The sequence below is a fragment of the Campylobacter sp. TTU_617 genome, assembly GCF_016599045.1.
GTDB lineage: Bacteria > Campylobacterota > Campylobacteria > Campylobacterales > Campylobacteraceae > Campylobacter_D.
On the sequence record NZ_JAENKV010000015.1, the window covers coordinates 1 to 17,820 of the forward strand.

Sequence of the window (17,820 nt, forward strand, 5' to 3'; positions counted from 1 at the left end):
AACAATTTAATGATAAATATTAAAGCTGTGTTAAAAATTTAATTTCATTGATAAATTATGTTTAAATTTTAGAACAAAGCTTTGAAGTGTTTTTAAATGAGATGGGTTGGTTGTTAAAACTTTTAAATTTTGGTATATAAGCATAGCCAGTTAAAGGATCAATAACTATACAAATTTGTTTATTAAATTTAGATTGTAATCTTATAATACAAGGTTCATTCTTCTTAGCAAGAGTTTTATCATAGATATTTTTTGCGTTTTTAAGTGGAGAATAAAGTCTGCCTAATTCATCAAAAACTATTCTTGTACTTCCACTACAAGATCCTTTAAATTCTACAGAAGAAATGCCAAATTGTTCTTCTATATTAAATCTTTTACTAGCTTTTTTATCCAATTTAGAAATAACTCCACTTTGTCCTGAATTCATAAGTTTTGTAGGATTTAAAATATCTACAGCAATTTCTCTATCAAGATTAATATCTGTTTTACCTAAATTTGCATTTCCATCTCCATTTTTATCTAAAAAAATAGTATAAGTTTGCTCATTATTCGTTGCAGAAGAAGATTTTATAAAATAAAGTTGCCATTTGCTTTTATACCACTCTCTTTTTGCTACACTAAATTCTTTAATTCTAAAATCAGTTTGCAACATTGCTAAATTTCTTACATAAACGATATCATTAAGAATTTGCACAGCTGCTTCCATTAATCTATCTTTTGGTTTGTAAAAATTTATCAAACTAAAAATAATTCCTATGATAAATATAACCAAAACAAGCTCTAATAAACTAAAAGCTTTTTTCATAACTTAATTGATAGTTGATTTTGTGTTTCCCAAGTTTTATAGCAATGGTTTTTAAATTTTTATCCCTTAATCCATCTTTTAAATATAAGCTAGAACTATCTTTGATGCCATAAAAACGCAATCTTCTTTGCAAAGCACGTGAAGTAGTATGGATCGCACTAATACCTTCTTCTTTTAATTTCGCGCTCAATTCTTTTGCGATGTGATAATTATGAGCAAAATGCAATTTTGGATCTTTTATAAAAAAATACAAAATATAATTACCCAAAATAAGCAAATAAAATACAATTAAAAATAAAACACTAAGTCTAATAAGAATTTTATATTTACTTCTAAATTCTGGCAATCTCACACGATAAGATTGCATTAATGCTTTTATAAGCAAAGGAGTACAAATTACACAAAAAGGTAAAAAATCTTCTATGGACAATTTTTGCCTTAAAGAAAGCAAAGAACAAAAAATAAAAGTTGTAGAGATTAAAAACCAAAGTAAATTTTTATTTTTCTTAAAAGCCAACCTATAAATAACATAAAAAAAATAAACAAACACTAAAGGCGAAAAACAAAGAGAAAAAATTCCAAGAATGTCTAAAAAGTATCCTTTAGGCTTACCGCCTACATCAAAACCATATAAAAACACACAAGATAAAAAAAGAAAAAAAGAAAAAGAAAAAAGAAAAATATCACGTTTATAAATTCCAAAAAAGAAAAAAGTCAAAAATAAAACAATAAAAGATTTATCCACAAAAAGAGAAAAAAATAAAAGTAAAAAAAATAAAATTTTTTTCTCATATTCATAAGCACAAAGTATAGCCAAAGATAGAAATATCACATACGAAGCTTCATTTACAAGTAAAGCACTAGCCACACTTCCAGGCAATAAAATAAAAAGAAACAAAGAGAAGAAAACATCTTTATCTGTTTTATTGTATTTTTTGGCAAGCAAATACAACAAAATACAACTTAAAATATGAATGATTACAAAAGGCATACGTAAGCCAAAATCATTTACCCCTAAGATAAAGGTTCCAAAATGGGTTATATAATAAAGCAAACCTTTGGTATCAAAATAAATCTTAGCCTCATCACCACTAATGCTTAGGGTTGAAATTCCATAAAAAAGGGCTAACAAATCTAGGCTTAATAATAAAATAAAATATTTAAGATATCTATTTTCTTTCATAGGCTAATTTTACTTAAATAAACTTAAATAAATCGCTTAAATCATTTATATTTTAACAACTCTTCATTTATCTTTTGCTCTATCTTCAAAAGCTCTTCATAATTTTTTTTATTTTGTTCTAAAAGTTCATCAAATTTAAAACCAAGCATCACAATACGATATAAATTTGGCTTATATTTTCTCCAATTATATAAAGTGCTAACATCAATATCCAAATGATAAGCCATATCGCGTTTGGTTTTTTTAGACAAAATTTTTCCTTAAGTATTTAAATTTTTTGATTTTATAAAAAATTTTCTTTATCAAAAACACTTGAAATATTCAACTAATTTTTAAATAAACATTTAATATTTAAATATTTTTTAAATATTATTTTGAAATAATTCCATTTCGTTTCATTGAAATATTCATTGAAATAATCATTTTTTAAGGAGTTACCTTGGATTTTAATTCTTTATTACTTAGTATTGGAGATAAACTACCAAAAGATGGTGTATCTACGATAACGCTAAAGGATAAATTTGAACGTCTTAGTGAAGATAGGCAAAAACAAGTGATTGCACAACTTCCAATGATTAAACTAAAAAGTCCTGCTTTAGTTTTTTGGGTAGGAACTTTTTTATTTGGTGGTTTAGGAGTGGGACGTTTTATGATAGGAGATTTAATTTTAGGTTTTATGCGTTTAGCAATTACAGCTATAGCTTTAATTTGCGGTAGCTTAATGTTTGAATATAGTGCTTTAGGAATAATATATGGTTTACTAGGTTTTATCAATTGGATTTGGTGGATTGTAGATATGTTTTTAGTAGGTAAAAAACTAAGAAAACAAAATTTTGAAAAGATAAACAAAATTATTGAAGAAGCATAAAATGAAAAAAGTTTTCATAATGCTAATCTCTTATGTATTTTTGGTAAATATAGCTTTTGGTAATACACTGCAAGATTTTAAAAAGGCCTTTGCAAATGAGTGTATGCAAGGTAGCACTGATATAAAAATAAAAAATTTTTGCAATTGTGCTGCAAATATTACAGCCAAACACTTCAAAGAAGAGCTTATAGAGGCTGATTCTTTGCCAAAAACACAAGAAAATATTAAAAAAATACAAGATCTAACGCTAAGAATGCTTCAGTTTAGCTTTGATGAAAAAAATTTTCAAGCTTGTGTGGAAAATTAATGAAAAAAATCTTGATTATTTTACTTTGTCTTAGCTCTTTTTCTTATGCATCTTGGTTTGATACTAAGCCAAGATGTAATGATAAGGTTGTTTTGCAAATCTTAAAAGAAATTTTAGATAAGGATGAATGGGTTTATGTTGAATATGGACTTGATGAAAAGTCTTTAAAAGCAATGTATTTAAATCTTAATGGTATGGATTTAAGAGATATAGAAGCTATGTTATCTACTGATACACTAGGAGTTTTAAAAGCCAATTTTAAACCTATACTTGATTTGAAAGAATATACTAATGAATTTGCTTATACTCAATTTAGTGATTTTATCACAGAAGAAAATGAAAGTAAAAAAATCACTTATTGTCAAGCAACTCTAACAATTACTTATCCCCAAATGCCTAAAGAAATGCTTCAAAAGTATGAAAGAGGGATATTAAAAGGAGTTTTATTTAAAGGAGGCGTTGCAGAAGAAAATGTGCGTTATAGTGCCAGATATACAGATGATGGCGCAAAAATTTATGTAGAATTTTTAGATAATTAAAAGGAGTAAAAATGAAAAAATTTTTAAGTGTTTGTAGTATAGTTGCGGTATTATTAAGTGGTTGCGGAAGTGATTTTCCTGGGCAACCAAGTGATGTAGTTAGGGTTCAACAAAATAAATATCCATCCGGAAATTTAAAAGAAGAAATTCCTTATAATAAAGAGTCTAGGATACATGGATTAAAAAGAACTTTTTATGATAATGGACAATTAAAAACTGAAGAAAATTATAAAAATGGAAAAAAAGATGGAGTTCGTAAACAATATTCTAGAGAAGGACAACTCTTAGAAGAAATGAATTTTAAAGATAATCGTGGATATGGTAATTTTGTACGTTATTATAATAATGGAAATATTAGAGCAAAAGGAAAATTGCTTAACTTCGATGAAGATGGTATGCCAGAATTTGAAGGTAGTTATAATGAATACTATCAAGATGGCAAACCAGCTCTTGAATATAATTTCGATAATAAAGGAAAACAAGATGGAATACAAAAAACTTTTAATGAAGATGGCTCTTTAGAAAGTGAAGAAAATTATAAAAATGGTATTAAAAATGGAATTTTTAAATATTATAAAAATGGAGAAATCGTTAAAGAAGAAGAATTTAAAAATGGCGTTTTAATACAAAAACCTAAAAATTAGAGGAGTTTAGATGTTTAAAAAAGTAATTTTATTTTTCTTAATAGGGTTTGCCTTGCTTCAGGCCAACTCATTAGACAAATGTGATAATACAGCAGTTGTTTCAAATCTTAAAGAAAAAATTCCTAGTAAAATTTTTAAAAATATGTATGAATTATCAGGACTTAAAGCTCAAGGGATTGATTACGAAGATTATGAAAAAAGCATGAAAGAAATGGCTAAGCATTATGGAAAGGTAAATTACACTGATATGCTCGAAATTAATTCCATTTCAAATTTTGATCTTAATTTTGATTCTTGTATGGCTACGATTAATGCTACCTTAAAAGGGGAACAGAGAAAAGGTCTTTGGAGTGTTGTTTACAAGGTTTCTAATATAAATCAAGTGGAAATTACAGATATAACTTATATCAATGGAGATTTCCAATAATATTTTTATTAAAGTAAGTCAATGGAATTAAATTTCATGGCTTACTAATATTTTATACTCAATTAATTTCAAGTCTTTTTTGCTACAATTTCTTAAAAATTTTTATAAATAAAAAATTTAAGGAAAATTATGGTTGAAGTAAAAAATCTTACTATGCGTTTTGCTAATCAACTTTTATTTGAAAATGTAAATTTAAAACTTTTACGCGGACAAAGATATGGACTCATAGGTGCTAATGGTGCTGGAAAATCAACCTTTTTAAAAATTCTTTCAAACGAAATAGAGGCTAGTAGTGGAGAAATTATTTTTGATGAGGGATTAAGGATTGCTGTTTTAGGGCAAGATCAATTTGCTTTTGAAAATTATACAATCAAAGATGCAGTAATGTGTGCAAATAAAAGATTATACGAGGCTTTAAAAGAAAAAGAAAAACTCTATATGAGTGAAGAATTCACAGATGAAATCAATGAACGCTTAAGTGAGCTTGAAATGATCTGCGCAGAAGAAGATCCAAACTATGATTGTGAAGTGCGTTGTGAAAAAATCTTAAGCTCTTTAAAAATCAAAGATTTTAATGCTTTAATGAGCACTTTAAAAAGTGCAGATAAATTTAAAGTTTTGCTTGCACAAGTATTATTTTTAGGCGCTGATGTGTTATTTTTAGATGAACCTACAAACAACCTTGATTTAGAAGCAATTTCTTGGCTTGAGAATGAACTTTTAAGACACGATGGAACCTTAGTTGTAATTTCTCACGATAGACATTTTTTAAATAAAATTTGCACCAGAATTTTAGATGTAGATTTTAAACAAATTAGAGATTTTGCAGGAAATTATGATGATTGGTATATGGCTTCTACTCTACTTGCTAAACAAGCAGAACTTAAAAGAGATAAGGCTTTAAAAGAAAAAGAAGAATTAGAAAATTTTATCCGTCGTTTTAGTGCTAATGCCTCAAAAGCAAAACAAGCTACAAGTAGAGCCAAAGCTTTAGAAAAATTAGAACTTGAAGAAATTAAAATTTCAACAAGACGCGATCCTAGTATAGTATTTAGGACTAGTAGAGAAATAGGTAATGAAATCTTAGAATTTAGAGAAATCTCTAAAACTTATGATAAAAAACTATTTTCAAATTTAAATTTAAAAATAGAAAAAAATGACAAAATAGCATTAATTGGTGCTAATGGGGTTGGCAAATCTACTCTTGCTAAAATCATTATGAATGAAATAAATCCAGATAGTGGCAATGTGCATTTAGGTGCTACAATAGAACTAGGATATTTTCCACAAGACACAAGCAATATTATAAATGAAAATTTAAAACTTTACGAATGGCTTATGAGTGAAAAATTTAAAGATTTAGATGAAATTCGAAAATGCTTAGGAAGAATGTTATTTAGTGGAAGCGAACAAGAAAAAATGGCAGCTAATTTAAGTGGGGGAGAAAAACACCGCTTAATGCTCTCACGTTTAATGTTAGAAAAATCTAATTTCTTAATCTTAGATGAACCGGATAATCATTTAGATCTTGAAAGTATTATAGCCTTAGGAGAAGCCTTGTATAATTTTAAAGGAGTAGCACTTTGCATCAGTCACGATAGGGAATTAATAAGTTCTTTTGCTAATCGTATTTGGGAGTTAAAAGATGGAGAACTTTTAGATTTTCGCGGAAGTTATGAAGAATTTTTAGGAGAAAAAAATGGCTAAATTTAGAGTTCAATATAGTGCTGGCTTTGGTCATTTCACACAAAATCATAAAGGTTTTGGACCAACTATTTATATAGAAGAAATCGTTGAATTTGATAATGGAAAAGACTATTTTGATTATATGGATTTTTATAAAAAATATTCTAAAGCAGATGATACTTATTTTCACATTAGCTTTTTAGAAGATAGAAAATTGAGCGAAAAAGAACTTCAAATTCGTAATGAATACAGAAAATTAAGAGATCAAAATTGTAAAAAAGCTAAAGAAGAATTTATCAAAAATCACGAATTAGATCCTGAATTTATTGCTCCGTGTGGTGATTAAAGGAATGTTTTTTGCTTGCATATTTTTTGTATTTTGAAAGGAGAAATAATGCAAACAAATTTTAAAATCATAAGCTCTTATGAATATGATATTTCAAGCGGAGTTTATAAACAAGTAAATAAAGAAGTTGAAGATTTTTCTTCTAGCGAACAGCAAAGTTTTATGGATATGCTTTCAAATGAAAGTAGTCAAAATCAACAAAATCAACAAACTTCTTTAGAAACACAAAATAAAATTCAAGAAAATGATTCGACTATGAGTTCTTATGCTTTAAATTCGAATTTATATTCTTATCGTTTTAGACAAAATGAAGAATCTCAAATTCAATCACAATCTATAAATCAAAATGAACAAAATACACAAAATAAAGTTTTAAATGAACTTTTGGGAATGATTTAAACTTACAAGAATTGAAAATCTTTAAAAGAGAAATTTTTTAAAAAAATTTTTAATTCTTGTTCTTGAATTTCATTTAAACAAAGTGTTATTAATACTATATCTTCTTTAAATTCTTTTTTAGAAGATATAGCAAATTTATTTAAAAAATAATCAAAACGACTAAATGTTTTTAAATTGATAGAAATTTTAATTGTTTTTTGAATTTCATAAGATTTTAAAATAGCACTTTTAATCACTTCATTTACCGCTTCGCTATAAGCTCTTACAAGTCCTCCTGTGCCAAGTTTAATCCCTCCAAAATAACGCACAATAATAACAGCTGTATTAATGAGTTCATTACCTCTTAAAACATTTAAAGCCGGCATTGCTGAAGTGCCTTTTGGCTCTTTATCATCATTTTTATCTTCTACTATTTGATTAAATTCATTTAAAACTCTATAAGCATAAACAAAATGCACTGCTTTTAAATGCTCTTTTTTAAGTCTTTCAAGCAAATCTTTAAAATCTGCAAAAGGACAAAGAAAAGCCCAAAAAACAGATTTTTTTACTTCTATTTTATTTTGATAAATTTGATCAATAGTTTTCATCATAACCTTTTTTTATGAAGATATACAATAAAGATTAAGAATTTATAATCTTATTTTAATTTTTTTTGAAATATTGTTAAATTTAATTCAAATTAATACAAAATATAATAATCTAAAATTCTTAAAAACAAAAAACTTTTTAAAATATTAAATTTTAGCTATAATTAAAATTTGACTTAAAATATTTAAGCAAATTTTGATAGTTTAATATTATTTTAATTTTAATAAATTTAATCAATACTATAAATTTTTAACTTTTATAAATAAAAATTCATTCCAAAAAATTAATTATAAGGTAAATCTATGCTTTTCTTAGAATTTTTAAGTTTTACAAGTTTAATTTTTGAAATTTTAGCGTTATTTTTGTCTTTTTATTTTAAAAATACAAAAATATTTTTTATTACTTTTGCTTTTGTATTTTTCAAATTATTTTATTTTTACGCTAGCACTTTTCAAGCTCATCTTTTCACTTCATTGTTTTTACCTTTTACATTTTTTATATTCTCTTTAAAAAAACAAAATGAACTCATTTTTGATAAAAAAAATATTAGCATAGTAGTATTTTTTCTTTTAATATCAATTTTAGGACTAGTATTAACCAAAAGCACAGATTTTAACGCATCAATGCTTAATTTTCATCTTTTTAATTTTTTTAATCCTATCAGTGAGCTGAGTTTAATTTTTTTCATTTTTGAATTTGTATTCTTAAGCTTTGTATGTTTTAAAAAAAGAGAATTTTTTTATATAATAGCATTTATAGGGGCTTATTTACAATTTTTCTTTAATAGTGCTTTAAAGATTTCATATTTTGAACTCTCAAGTATAGTTTTTTGTATCTATCTTATTTATCAAGCCTATAAAAATACTTTTTTTGATCCTTTAACCAAATTTCCAAATGAAAAAAAACTTGCGCATTTTATAAAAGGTAAAAAAGAATTTAGCATAGCATTGCTTCATTTTACAGAACTAGAATTTACAAAAGAAAGCTATAAAAAACTTATCTTAAAACAAATTGCCAAAATTTTAAAACGTTTAAAAGCTAAAATTTTTATAGTAGAAAATGATTTTATTTTTATTTTTAAAGATGAAAATATGTCTTTAACTCATCTATCTTATATAGAATCTTTGTTAAAAAATACAGAAATCTATCTTGAAAACGAAAAATTTAAACCAGAGTTTAAAATATTACTTAAAAATAATCAAAATAATATTAAAGAAAGTTTAATAATCCTAAGGGAAGAACTCCCTTAGGATTATTTCTCAAGTGCTTCAGAATCAATAATTAATTTTACATCATCACTTAAAGTTATTGTTGAAACGCTAGAAGCAAATTTAAAATCAGAACGTTTAATTAAACCGCTTAAAGTAAAACCAATTTTTTCCTTGCCATCTTTTGTTTTAATTGCTCCACCAATCTCAGCATCTAACTCTACTTCTTTAGATACACCTGCTATAGTTAAAATTCCTGACATTTTTCCTTTTTCATTGCTGATTTTTTCATATTTTTTCATTGTAAAAGTCATATCTGGATATTTTTTTGCTTTAAAAAAATCATCTTGCAATAAATGATTGTCTCTTGTTTGATTTTCCGTATTAATTGAAGATACTTTAATTGTTGCTTCTAATTTTTTAAATTCAAAAGTTGCTGGATCAAAATCAATCATAGCATTATAATCTTTAAAACTTCCATTAACATTGCTAATTTGTAAATGTTTAATTTTAAAACCAACATTTGTATGCGATTTATCTAATGTATATTCTTTAGCAAAAGCTGTGCTTCCCAACAAAGAAAACGCTAAAACTGAACTTAAAAAAATTTTTTTCATTATTTCTCCTTGATAAATTTTTATTTTACATAAAAATAATAAAAATATTTTATTTAGCAAAAATTAACTAAACATTAATCAAAAAATTTTATTAGTAATTTAACAAAATCATCAAAATTAGCTAAATTTAATTTTTTTTCTTCTCTTTGCTGTTTACCCCACATACACTCTGGAAAAAAAGCATCTTCTTTAAATCTTGCCATTATATGAAAATGAACTCTTGGGACATAATTTGCAAAAGATGCTATATTTATTTTATCAGGTTTATAAAATTCAATCATAGCTTTTTCGCACGCTAAAATTTTTTTAAATAATTCTTCTTGTAAAAAACTAGGACAATCGCTTAATTCTTTATAGGGTTGTTGGGTAAAAATTTTAATCCAAGGAATTTGAGAATTTTCTTTTTCTATGTAAATTAACTCATTTTCATAAAACATTTTAAACTCCTAAAATAATTTATTATATTCTATAAATATTTTATTTTCTAAAAATTTTAGATAAAATATAATATAATTTTTTAAAATAAATAAGAAGTGCAAAATGAATATTAATTTTAATACAAACTATTCTTTTAATCTTGCTCAACAAAACACCTCTAATAAAAAATCAAATAATCAAAACGAAAATGAAGAAAGCACACAAACACAAATGGTCAATGGCGTAGAACTTGATGCCAAAGAACTACAACAATTAAGAGAACTACAAAGCACAGATAGAGAAGTAAAAGCTCACGAAGCAGCACATCAAGCTGCCGGGGGATCTTTAGCGGGTGGAGCTAGTTTTAGTTATGTTAAAGGTCCTGATAACCAAATGTATGCAGTATCTGGAGAAGTTCCTATACGTATGCAAAAAGGCAATACACCAGAAGAAACTATAGCCAATGCAAGACAAATTGCCTCAGCAGCTATGGCACCCGCTGATCCTAGTCCTCAAGATTATAAAGTTGCAGCAAATGCTCTTAAACTTGAAATGGAAGCAAGATCTGAAGCAATGAAACTCAAAGCAGAAAAAAATACACAAGATAAAAAAGATAACAACCAAAACGAAAATGCAAATGAAACCGAAAATAATAAAAACAGAGATTTTAAAAATTTTATTAGCAATATTTACAAAAACAATTCTATAGATTTAAGTCCAAATTTTAGTATAGCTTCTTAAAATCTAAGCTTTTATTAGCTTAGATTTCATTTACCATAGTACTTGGATTTACCAAATGATCAAAATCTTTTTCATCAATTAAACCAAGTTCCATAGCACTTTGTTTTAAGGAAATACCTTTTTTATAAGCATTTTTTGCAACTTTAGCAGCATTTTCATAGCCAATGTGTGGATTTAAAGCTGTGACCAACATCAAAGAATTATTTAAATGAGAAGCTATTTTTTCTTTATTAGGTTTAATGCCTTTTACACAATGTACGTTAAAAGAATTCATAGCATCACTTAATAAATTAAGACTTTGTAAAAAGTTATAAATAATCACAGGCTTAAAAACATTAAGTTCAAAATTTCCTTGAGATGCTGCAAAACCTATAGTAGCATCATTTCCCATTATTTGAACAGCAACCATAGTTAAAGCTTCACATTGGGTTGGATTTACTTTGCCGGGCATTATAGAGCTTCCAGGTTCATTCTCAGGTAAAATAAGCTCACCAAAACCACATCTAGGACCAGAGGCCAAAAAACGAATATCATTGGCAATTTTCATTAAATTTGCTGCTAAAGCTTTTAAAGCTCCATGTGTAAAAACTATAGCATCGTGACTTGTTAAAGCATGAAATTTATTTGGATTAGAAACAAATTTTATCCCGATAATTTTACTTAATTTCTCACTTACTCTTTGAGAAATTTCAGGATGAGCGTTAAGACCTGTTCCAACTGCTGTTCCTCCTATGGCAAGCTCTCTTAAATTTTCCAAAGAAAGCAATATTTGCTTACGCGTATGCGTTAACATAGATAAATAACCGCTAAATTCTTGAGATAAAGTCAAAGGAGTAGCATCTTGCAAATGAGTGCGTCCTATTTTAATAATCCCTTTAAATTCTTTTACTTTTTGTTCAAAAATAGCAATTAAATCATCTAATGTGGGAATAAGCTTATTTTCAATTTGTTCAACACAAACAATATGCATAACGGTTGGAAAAGTATCATTTGAACTTTGAGACATATTTACATGATCGTTTGGATGTATCAATTTTTCTTTGCGAAAATCTCCACCTATAATTTCAGTAGCACGATTTGCTATTACTTCATTTAAATTCATATTTGTTTGAGTTCCAGAACCAGTTTGCCAAATAGCAAGGGGGAAATTATCATCAAATTTTCCCTCTATAATCTCATCACAAGCTTTTATAATAGCATCTTTTTTTTCATTATCAAGCTTGCCTAAATCATTATTTACTATAGCTAAAGCTTTTTTAAGATTAGCAAAAGCATATATTAAAACTTTAGGCATTTTCTCAGTGCCTATTTTAAAATTTTCAAAACTTCTTTGAGTTTGTGCTCCCCAATATTTATCATCTAAAACTTGAACTTCGCCCATAGTATCACGTTCTATTCTATACTGCATAATTATTCCTTTAATATAAAAAATTAATTTATATTAATTAAAATTAATATAAATTAAACTTTAAAATAATGACCTTAGATAAAAAATACTTTTAATTGAGATAAAATTACACATTTATTCAACCGTTACACTTTTTGCAAGATTGCGTGGCATATCGACATCGTTACCAAGTCTTATTGATATTTCCATTGCTAAAAGTTGAGTAATAAGCATCATTTCAAAAAATTCACACATATAATGTTCTTGTTCTGTTGTTTTAATAAAATCATCACTTAGATCAAATTCTAAAGGCGAAATACTAAGAAGAGTAGAATCTCTGGCAATCAATTCTTCTACGTTTGATTTTGTTTTTTCATAAAGCATATTTTTTGGCATTAAAGCAATAGTATAAAGTTTAGAATCAGCCAATGCTATAGGTCCGTGCTTCATCTCTCCTGCTGGATAACCTTCTGCGTGTAAATAAGAAAGCTCTTTTAATTTTAAAGCACCCTCTAAAGCTAAAGGATAAAATACATCTCTACCTATATAAAAAAAACCATGTCCATCTAAATATCTTTTAGAAATTCTATGAATTTTATCGTGTAATTTTTGTGTTACAACAACACAATTTGGTATATGGAGTAAAGCTTTAATTTCATTATTTAAATTTTGATTTTTCTTTTGAGCTATAAAAATTGCCAACATCCAAAGCGTTAAGACTTGTGTTGCAAAAGCTTTAGTAGAAGCGACTCCTTTTTCAATTCCAGCACGGGTTAAAAGACTTAAATGTGCTAAACGCACGATACTAGAATTATCCACATTACAAATTGCAAAAGTTCTAGCACCTTTTTCTTTGGCAATTTTTAAAGCTTCTAAAGTATCTGCTGTTTCCCCGCTTTGAGAAATAACAATAAATAAAGAATCTTTAGAAACAAGAGCTTCTCTATATCTAAATTCACTTGCAATTTCTACTTTAGCTTTAATTTTTGCAATCCTTTCAAATAAATAGGCTCCAGTAAGTGCTGCATGATAACTTGTCCCACAAGCACATAAGGTAATTTCACTTATATTGCTTAAATTTTCATTTTCAAGCTCATCAAAAACTACCTCATCTCCATTGATTCTACCCATTAAGACTTCACTTAATACCCTGCTTTGCTCATAAATTTCTTTTTCCATAAAGAATCTAAAGCCATCTTTTTTTGCATAAGCTTTGTCATTTGATAATTTGGAAAAAGATTTATTTTTTAATTTATCATTTTCATAAATAACAAGTTCATCTTTATTGGCATAACCAAAACTTAAATCTTCAAGATAAACCACCTCTTCACTAAGACCGACTAAAGGAGCATCTGCTGATGCAAAAAAGAGTTCATTTTGAGAATTTCTTCCTATAATTAATGGAGCAGCATTTTTAGCAAAAAAAACTTTATTTTGATCTTTTTTACTAAGAAGCAAAATAGCAAAAGCCCCTTTAAGCTCTTTAATCACTTGTCTAAAAGCTTCAAAGGCATTTAAATCTTTAGCATAAAATTCAAAAAGTTTTACAATTACCTCAGTATCTGTTTGGCTTAAAAAAGAAATACCTTTTTTTTCTAATTTATCCTTGATTTCTTTATAATTTTCTATAATACCATTATGGATTACACAAGAGTATTCTCCTAAATGTGGATGGGCATTTATCTCAGTTGCTTTACCATGAGTTGCCCATCTTGTATGTCCTATAGCAAAACCATAATCTTCGCTTGTAAAATTAGCACATTTATTTGTTAAATTTTCAAGCTTTCCAACAGCTTTAAAAAAATCAAGCTCTGATCCTTTCATAACAGCTAAACCAGCGCTATCATAACCTCTATATTCTAATTCTTTTAATCCATTCAAAATAATTTGTTTTTTTTCTTTATTGCCTATATAGCCTACAATACCACACATTTTTACCTACTTTTCGTATAATTTATTTTTAATTTTAACTTCTTTTTTTAAATAAAATAGCACTATTTTATTTAAATTTATTTTTTAAATAAATTTTATAAACTCTTTTTCAGTAAGCTAAATTTATAATGCTAAAATTATAAAAACAATGGAATTGTAATTTATTATGAAAAATCTTATTGCAAAGCTAGAAAATCAAACAAGATTAAATGAAGAAGAAGCTAACAAACTTTGGGATTTAGATCTTTTTACCTTAGCCAAATATGCCCATAAAAAGCGTCTTGAATTTCATGGAAAAAAGGTATATTTCAATATAAACCGTCATATTAATCCAACTAATGTTTGTGCTGATACTTGTAAATTTTGTGCATTCTCAGCACATCGAAAAAACCCTAATCCTTATACAATGAGTCATGAAGAAATTATGAAAATAGCAGATGAAACCATTGCAAGAGGAACTAAAGAAATTCACATTGTTTCAGCTCATAATAAAGATGTAACTTGGCAATGGTATTTAGAAATTTTTAAAATGATAAAAGCAAAATATCCTCAAATTCATATTAAAGCTATGACAGCAGCAGAAATTGACTTTTTGCATAGACGTTTTGATATGAGCTATGAAGAAATTATAAATAAAATGTTAGAATATGGTGTTGATAGTATGCCAGGTGGTGGGGCTGAAATTTTTGATGAAACAATACGTGAAAAAATTTGCAAAGGAAAAGTAAGTAGTGAAAATTGGCTTAAAATTCATAAACTTTGGCATCAAAAAGGCAAACAAAGTAATGCTACAATGCTTTTTGGTCATATCGAAGAAAAAAAACATCGCATTGATCATATGCTAAGACTTAGAGCTTTACAAGATGAAACAAAAGGTTTTAATGCTTTTATTCCTTTAGTATGGCAAAGAGATAATAGCTTTATACAAACAGATAAAATTATGGATAGTGAAGAAATTCTAAAAACTATTGCTATTTCAAGAATTATCTTAGATAATATTAAAAATATTAAAGCTTATTGGGCAACTATGGGGCTTAATCTTGCTATGGTTGCTCAAGAATTTGGAGCCAACGATCTTGATGGGACTATAGAAAAAGAAAGTATTCAAAGTGCTGGAGGAGCTAAAAGTGCTAATGGGGTCAATCTTAAAACCTTTATTGATATGATAAAAACTTCAAATTTAATTCCCGTAGAACGTGATAGTTTATACAATGAACTTAAAATTTATTAAGGCTTAAAATATGGATTTTTTTAAACTTAAACAAAATAATACCAATATAAAAACAGAAATTATTGCTGGTGTTACAACTTTTTTAACTATGATTTATATCATACCTGTTAATTCTCACATAATGAGTAATTCTGGTATGCCTTTGGAAGGCTTGATTATTGCTACTGCTTTGGTAACTATAATAGCAAGTGCTTTTAATGCTTTTTTTGCTAACACTCCTGTAGCTATGAGTGTTGGAATGGGAATGAATACTTATTTTACTTTTAGTGTTTGCTTAGCTCAAAATATACCTTGGCAAAGTGCATTAGGTGCTGTTTTTATATCAGGTTTTATTTTTTTACTTTTATCTTTTACAAATTTTAGGATTTGGATAATACGCAATATTCCTAAAGATTTACGTTTAGCAATGTGTGCAGGACTTGGATGTTTTGTAACGTTTTTAGGGCTTGGACAAATGGGAGTAATTGCTAAAGATGAAAATGTTTTTGTGCGTATTGGTGATTTTAGCGATCCTAATGTTCTTTTTGGAATTTTTACCCTTGTTTTAATACTATTTTTATGGGTTATAAAACTAAAAGGAGCTTTTATTATAGGAATTTTACTTAGCTCTATTATTGCTTGGGTTTTTAATATCAATAACGCTTCATTTCCGGATCATTTTTTTTCATTTCCAAATTTTAGCCAAGAAAACGGCTTGGGAAGTATTTTTGCTAAATTAGATATTCTAAGTGCTTTAAATGTTTTTATGATTCCAGTTGTTTTAACTTTTCTTATTACGCAACTTTTTGATAGTTTAGGTACTATTACAGGAGTTGGAGAAAGAGGAAAAATTTTTGATGAGCCTAAAGAAGGAGAGAAAAAATTAGGAAAAACTTTAGCAAGTGATGCTGTAGGTTCTACAATTGGATCTATTGTAGGTACTTCAACCGTTACTGCCTTTGTTGAAAGTACTACAGGAGTTGAAAGTGGTGGAAGAACAGGACTTACAGCTTTAGTTGTTGCATTTTGTTTTATTTTAACATTATTTTTACTTCCTTTATTTAAAGCTATACCTGCTAATTCTATTAATCCAGTATTAATAATGGTAGGAATTTTAATGTTTATGGAAGTAAAAAATATTAATTTTAAAGACGATGCCACAGCTGTTGCTTCATTTTTTACTATAATTATGATGCCTTTTACTTATTCTATAACAACAGGCTTTGCTTTTGGTTTTATCTCTTATTTGCTTGTGCGCATATTTAAAAAAGAATGGGATAAACTTAATATGGGTATTATAATACTATCTTTTATTTCTTTAGGAAATTTTTTATTAATTGCTTTAGAAGGAAAAATATGATTTTTTACTCTTATGATGAATTTGAAGATGATGTTAAAACTTTAGCAAAAGAAATTAAAAATCAATTTAATCCAGACGCTATAGTCGCTATAGCAAGGGGTGGAATGAGTCTTGGTCACTCTTTAGCAGTAGCACTGAATACACGTAATCTTTTTAGTCTAAATTCTATACATTATAATGACACACAAAAACTAGATACTATTGAAATTTTCAATATTCCCGATCTTAGTGCTTATAAAAAAATTCTTTTAGTAGATGACATTATAGATAGTGGAGAAAGTATCAAAGAGATTAAAAGAGTCTTAGAAGAAAAATTTACCCACATTGATTTAAAAGTAGCTACAATTTTTTATAAGAAAAATGCTCTTTTAATTCCCGAATTTACAACTAAAGAAGCAACAGAATGGGTGAATTTTTATTGGGATATTCTTATTGATTAATATAATTAAGGATATATTTGAAACTAAAAACTATTATTTTATTTTTTTCTCTAACCATTTGCTTTAGTTTTGCTAATGAAATTAGCGAATTTGAGGATGAATTTTCTCAATACAAAGTAAATGATCCTTTATCTGGCTATAACAAAGTTATGACGCGCTTTAATGTATTCTTATACGATTATGGCTTTAGACCTACTCTTATGGCTTATACAAAAATCACCCCAAAAGCTTTTAGAGTAGGTGTTAGAAATTTTTTTGATAATCTAGCTTTTCCTTTAAGATTTATAAATAACGCTTTGCAATTTAAATTTGAACAAGCTGGAGAAGAAACCAAGCGTTTTATAGCTAATACCATTTTAGGTTTTGGTGGGATAATGAATACTGGCGATGCTTTACACTTAAAAAAACATCCTGCTGATTTTGGAAGCACTTTAGCTCATTGGGGTATAGGCGGAGGCTTTCATCTTGTTTTGCCAATACTTGGACCAAGCAACTTAAGAGATACTTTAAGTTTGCCTGTTGATTGGTTTTTATATCCTAGTGCTTATATTAATCCAGATTGGGCAAGTTTTGCAATAAGTAGCTATGCTTATGGTAATGAAATTTCTTTCAAAATTGATGAAATTGATGAAATTTATCACAATACTCCAAACCTTTATCCATTTTTACGTGATGCTTATGAGCAAAGACGCATAGAAATTAGCAAATAAGGAAAA

Annotated in this window: 22 protein-coding genes; 14 read left to right on the forward strand and 8 right to left on the reverse strand. The window is 27.1% G+C overall.

Annotation, left to right across the window (positions count from 1 at the left end; translation table 11 throughout):
• Nucleotides 1-61 precede the first annotated feature (61 nt).
• From GQV94_RS06450 to GQV94_RS06460, 3 genes are read right to left on the reverse strand one after another with little or no spacing between them, the layout of a single operon-like run.
• The gene (locus tag GQV94_RS06450; RefSeq protein ID WP_200170227.1) at nucleotides 62-805 is read right to left on the reverse strand and encodes a pilus assembly FimT family protein; all 744 of its coding nucleotides are present in this window, start codon (nucleotides 803-805) and stop codon (nucleotides 62-64) included.
• Nucleotides 789-1,988, reverse strand: a complete 1,200-nt coding sequence (locus tag GQV94_RS06455; protein WP_200170228.1) for a glycosyltransferase family 39 protein — start codon at nucleotides 1,986-1,988, stop codon at nucleotides 789-791. The genes GQV94_RS06450 and GQV94_RS06455 overlap by 17 nt, the downstream gene beginning before the upstream one ends.
• Before the next feature lie 41 nt (nucleotides 1,989-2,029).
• Entirely contained in the window at nucleotides 2,030-2,239 is a 210-nt protein-coding gene (locus GQV94_RS06460; protein WP_200170229.1) for a transcriptional regulator, read from the reverse strand.
• A 188-nt stretch (nucleotides 2,240-2,427) separates the two neighbouring features.
• Here GQV94_RS06460 and GQV94_RS06465 point away from each other — a divergent pair, with 188 nt between their 5' ends.
• The 8 genes from GQV94_RS06465 to GQV94_RS06500 all read left to right on the forward strand — a co-directional run bounded on the left by GQV94_RS06465 (nucleotide 2,428) and on the right by GQV94_RS06500 (nucleotide 7,204).
• On the forward strand, nucleotides 2,428-2,856 hold the full coding sequence (locus GQV94_RS06465; RefSeq protein ID WP_200170230.1) for a hypothetical protein: 429 nt from the start codon (nucleotides 2,428-2,430) through the stop codon (nucleotides 2,854-2,856).
• A 1-nt stretch (nucleotide 2,857) separates the two neighbouring features.
• A complete protein-coding gene (locus GQV94_RS06470; RefSeq protein ID WP_200170231.1) occupies nucleotides 2,858-3,163 on the forward strand; it encodes a hypothetical protein in 306 nt (101 codons plus the stop codon).
• On the forward strand, nucleotides 3,163-3,702 hold the full coding sequence (locus GQV94_RS06475) for a hypothetical protein (protein ID WP_200170232.1): 540 nt from the start codon (nucleotides 3,163-3,165) through the stop codon (nucleotides 3,700-3,702). Before GQV94_RS06470 ends, GQV94_RS06475 begins: the two co-directional genes overlap by 1 nt.
• An 11-nt stretch (nucleotides 3,703-3,713) precedes the next feature.
• Entirely contained in the window at nucleotides 3,714-4,346 is a 633-nt protein-coding gene (locus GQV94_RS06480) for a toxin-antitoxin system YwqK family antitoxin (RefSeq protein ID WP_200170233.1), read from the forward strand.
• A gap of 10 nt (nucleotides 4,347-4,356) precedes the next feature.
• Nucleotides 4,357-4,773, forward strand: a complete 417-nt coding sequence (locus GQV94_RS06485) for a hypothetical protein (protein ID WP_200170234.1) — start codon at nucleotides 4,357-4,359, stop codon at nucleotides 4,771-4,773.
• A 129-nt stretch (nucleotides 4,774-4,902) separates the two neighbouring features.
• Complete coding sequence (locus GQV94_RS06490; RefSeq protein WP_200170235.1) at nucleotides 4,903-6,480, forward strand: ABC-F family ATP-binding cassette domain-containing protein; 1,578 nt, start codon at nucleotides 4,903-4,905, stop codon at nucleotides 6,478-6,480.
• Nucleotides 6,473-6,805, forward strand: a complete 333-nt coding sequence (locus GQV94_RS06495) for a hypothetical protein (RefSeq protein WP_200170236.1) — start codon at nucleotides 6,473-6,475, stop codon at nucleotides 6,803-6,805. Before GQV94_RS06490 ends, GQV94_RS06495 begins: the two co-directional genes overlap by 8 nt.
• Nucleotides 6,806-6,853: 48 nt before the next feature.
• Nucleotides 6,854-7,204, forward strand: coding sequence for a hypothetical protein (locus GQV94_RS06500; RefSeq protein ID WP_200170237.1), 351 nt, complete (start codon nucleotides 6,854-6,856; stop codon nucleotides 7,202-7,204).
• Between the two features lie 2 nt (nucleotides 7,205-7,206).
• Here GQV94_RS06500 and GQV94_RS06505 read toward each other — a convergent pair whose 3' ends face one another.
• Nucleotides 7,207-7,791, reverse strand: coding sequence for an IMPACT family protein (locus GQV94_RS06505; protein WP_200170238.1), 585 nt, complete (start codon nucleotides 7,789-7,791; stop codon nucleotides 7,207-7,209).
• A 303-nt stretch (nucleotides 7,792-8,094) separates the two neighbouring features.
• Here GQV94_RS06505 and GQV94_RS06510 point away from each other — a divergent pair, with 303 nt between their 5' ends.
• Nucleotides 8,095-9,042, forward strand: a complete 948-nt coding sequence (locus GQV94_RS06510; RefSeq protein ID WP_200170239.1) for a hypothetical protein — start codon at nucleotides 8,095-8,097, stop codon at nucleotides 9,040-9,042.
• A gap of 2 nt (nucleotides 9,043-9,044) precedes the next feature.
• On the opposite strand, the gene GQV94_RS06515 is transcribed toward GQV94_RS06510, so the two are convergent.
• Nucleotides 9,045-9,617: a YceI family protein gene (locus GQV94_RS06515; protein WP_200170240.1), complete on the reverse strand. Its 573-nt coding sequence runs from the start codon at nucleotides 9,615-9,617 to the stop codon at nucleotides 9,045-9,047.
• 74 nt (nucleotides 9,618-9,691) lie between these two features.
• Nucleotides 9,692-10,054 (reverse strand): HIT family protein, encoded by a 363-nt coding sequence (locus tag GQV94_RS06520; protein WP_200170241.1) that lies wholly within the window; start codon nucleotides 10,052-10,054, stop codon nucleotides 9,692-9,694.
• Nucleotides 10,055-10,157: 103 nt separating this feature from the next.
• On the opposite strand from GQV94_RS06520, the gene GQV94_RS06525 reads away from it, so the two are divergent.
• Nucleotides 10,158-10,775 carry a putative metalloprotease CJM1_0395 family protein gene (locus tag GQV94_RS06525; RefSeq protein WP_200170242.1) on the forward strand — a complete coding sequence of 206 codons (618 nt, stop codon included), beginning with the start codon at nucleotides 10,158-10,160 and terminating at the stop codon, nucleotides 10,773-10,775.
• 19 nt (nucleotides 10,776-10,794) lie between these two features.
• Here GQV94_RS06525 and fumC read toward each other — a convergent pair whose 3' ends face one another.
• Entirely contained in the window at nucleotides 10,795-12,183 is a 1,389-nt protein-coding gene (gene fumC / locus GQV94_RS06530) for a class II fumarate hydratase (RefSeq protein WP_200170243.1), read from the reverse strand.
• A 114-nt stretch (nucleotides 12,184-12,297) separates the two neighbouring features.
• Complete coding sequence (glmS, locus tag GQV94_RS06535) at nucleotides 12,298-14,094, reverse strand: glutamine--fructose-6-phosphate transaminase (isomerizing) (protein ID WP_200170244.1); 1,797 nt, start codon at nucleotides 14,092-14,094, stop codon at nucleotides 12,298-12,300.
• A 166-nt stretch (nucleotides 14,095-14,260) separates the two neighbouring features.
• Here glmS and mqnE point away from each other — a divergent pair, with 166 nt between their 5' ends.
• From mqnE to GQV94_RS06555, 4 genes are read left to right on the forward strand one after another with little or no spacing between them, the layout of a single operon-like run.
• Nucleotides 14,261-15,325, forward strand: coding sequence for an aminofutalosine synthase MqnE (mqnE, locus tag GQV94_RS06540; RefSeq protein ID WP_200170245.1), 1,065 nt, complete (start codon nucleotides 14,261-14,263; stop codon nucleotides 15,323-15,325).
• Between the two features lie 10 nt (nucleotides 15,326-15,335).
• Nucleotides 15,336-16,664 carry an NCS2 family permease gene (locus tag GQV94_RS06545; protein WP_200170246.1) on the forward strand — a complete coding sequence of 443 codons (1,329 nt, stop codon included), beginning with the start codon at nucleotides 15,336-15,338 and terminating at the stop codon, nucleotides 16,662-16,664.
• Nucleotides 16,661-17,104: a phosphoribosyltransferase gene (locus GQV94_RS06550; protein WP_200170247.1), complete on the forward strand. Its 444-nt coding sequence runs from the start codon at nucleotides 16,661-16,663 to the stop codon at nucleotides 17,102-17,104. Before GQV94_RS06545 ends, GQV94_RS06550 begins: the two co-directional genes overlap by 4 nt.
• An 11-nt stretch (nucleotides 17,105-17,115) precedes the next feature.
• Nucleotides 17,116-17,814 (forward strand): MlaA family lipoprotein, encoded by a 699-nt coding sequence (locus tag GQV94_RS06555; protein WP_200170256.1) that lies wholly within the window; start codon nucleotides 17,116-17,118, stop codon nucleotides 17,812-17,814.
• Nucleotides 17,815-17,820: the final 6 nt, after the last annotated feature.

Excerpts from the sequence above, each read along its gene's own strand:
- GQV94_RS06450 (WP_200170227.1), bottom strand. The coding sequence starts at position 805 with ATGAAAAAAGCTTTTAGTTTATTAGAGCTTGTTTTGGTTATATTTATC.
- GQV94_RS06455 (WP_200170228.1), bottom strand. The coding sequence starts at position 1,988 with ATGAAAGAAAATAGATATCTTAAATATTTTATTTTATTATTAAGCCTA.
- GQV94_RS06470 (WP_200170231.1), top strand. The coding sequence starts at position 2,858 with ATGAAAAAAGTTTTCATAATGCTAATCTCTTATGTATTTTTGGTAAAT.
- GQV94_RS06475 (WP_200170232.1), top strand. The coding sequence starts at position 3,163 with ATGAAAAAAATCTTGATTATTTTACTTTGTCTTAGCTCTTTTTCTTAT.
- GQV94_RS06480 (WP_200170233.1), top strand. The coding sequence starts at position 3,714 with ATGAAAAAATTTTTAAGTGTTTGTAGTATAGTTGCGGTATTATTAAGT.
- GQV94_RS06485 (WP_200170234.1), top strand. The coding sequence starts at position 4,357 with ATGTTTAAAAAAGTAATTTTATTTTTCTTAATAGGGTTTGCCTTGCTT.
- GQV94_RS06490 (WP_200170235.1), top strand. The coding sequence starts at position 4,903 with ATGGTTGAAGTAAAAAATCTTACTATGCGTTTTGCTAATCAACTTTTA.
- GQV94_RS06495 (WP_200170236.1), top strand. The coding sequence starts at position 6,473 with ATGGCTAAATTTAGAGTTCAATATAGTGCTGGCTTTGGTCATTTCACA.
- GQV94_RS06500 (WP_200170237.1), top strand. The coding sequence starts at position 6,854 with ATGCAAACAAATTTTAAAATCATAAGCTCTTATGAATATGATATTTCA.
- GQV94_RS06505 (WP_200170238.1), bottom strand. The coding sequence starts at position 7,791 with ATGAAAACTATTGATCAAATTTATCAAAATAAAATAGAAGTAAAAAAA.
- GQV94_RS06510 (WP_200170239.1), top strand. The coding sequence starts at position 8,095 with ATGCTTTTCTTAGAATTTTTAAGTTTTACAAGTTTAATTTTTGAAATT.
- GQV94_RS06515 (WP_200170240.1), bottom strand. The coding sequence starts at position 9,617 with ATGAAAAAAATTTTTTTAAGTTCAGTTTTAGCGTTTTCTTTGTTGGGA.
- GQV94_RS06520 (WP_200170241.1), bottom strand. The coding sequence starts at position 10,054 with ATGTTTTATGAAAATGAGTTAATTTACATAGAAAAAGAAAATTCTCAA.
- GQV94_RS06525 (WP_200170242.1), top strand. The coding sequence starts at position 10,158 with ATGAATATTAATTTTAATACAAACTATTCTTTTAATCTTGCTCAACAA.
- fumC (WP_200170243.1), bottom strand. The coding sequence starts at position 12,183 with ATGCAGTATAGAATAGAACGTGATACTATGGGCGAAGTTCAAGTTTTA.
- glmS (WP_200170244.1), bottom strand. The coding sequence starts at position 14,094 with ATGTGTGGTATTGTAGGCTATATAGGCAATAAAGAAAAAAAACAAATT.
- mqnE (WP_200170245.1), top strand. The coding sequence starts at position 14,261 with ATGAAAAATCTTATTGCAAAGCTAGAAAATCAAACAAGATTAAATGAA.
- GQV94_RS06545 (WP_200170246.1), top strand. The coding sequence starts at position 15,336 with ATGGATTTTTTTAAACTTAAACAAAATAATACCAATATAAAAACAGAA.
- GQV94_RS06550 (WP_200170247.1), top strand. The coding sequence starts at position 16,661 with ATGATTTTTTACTCTTATGATGAATTTGAAGATGATGTTAAAACTTTA.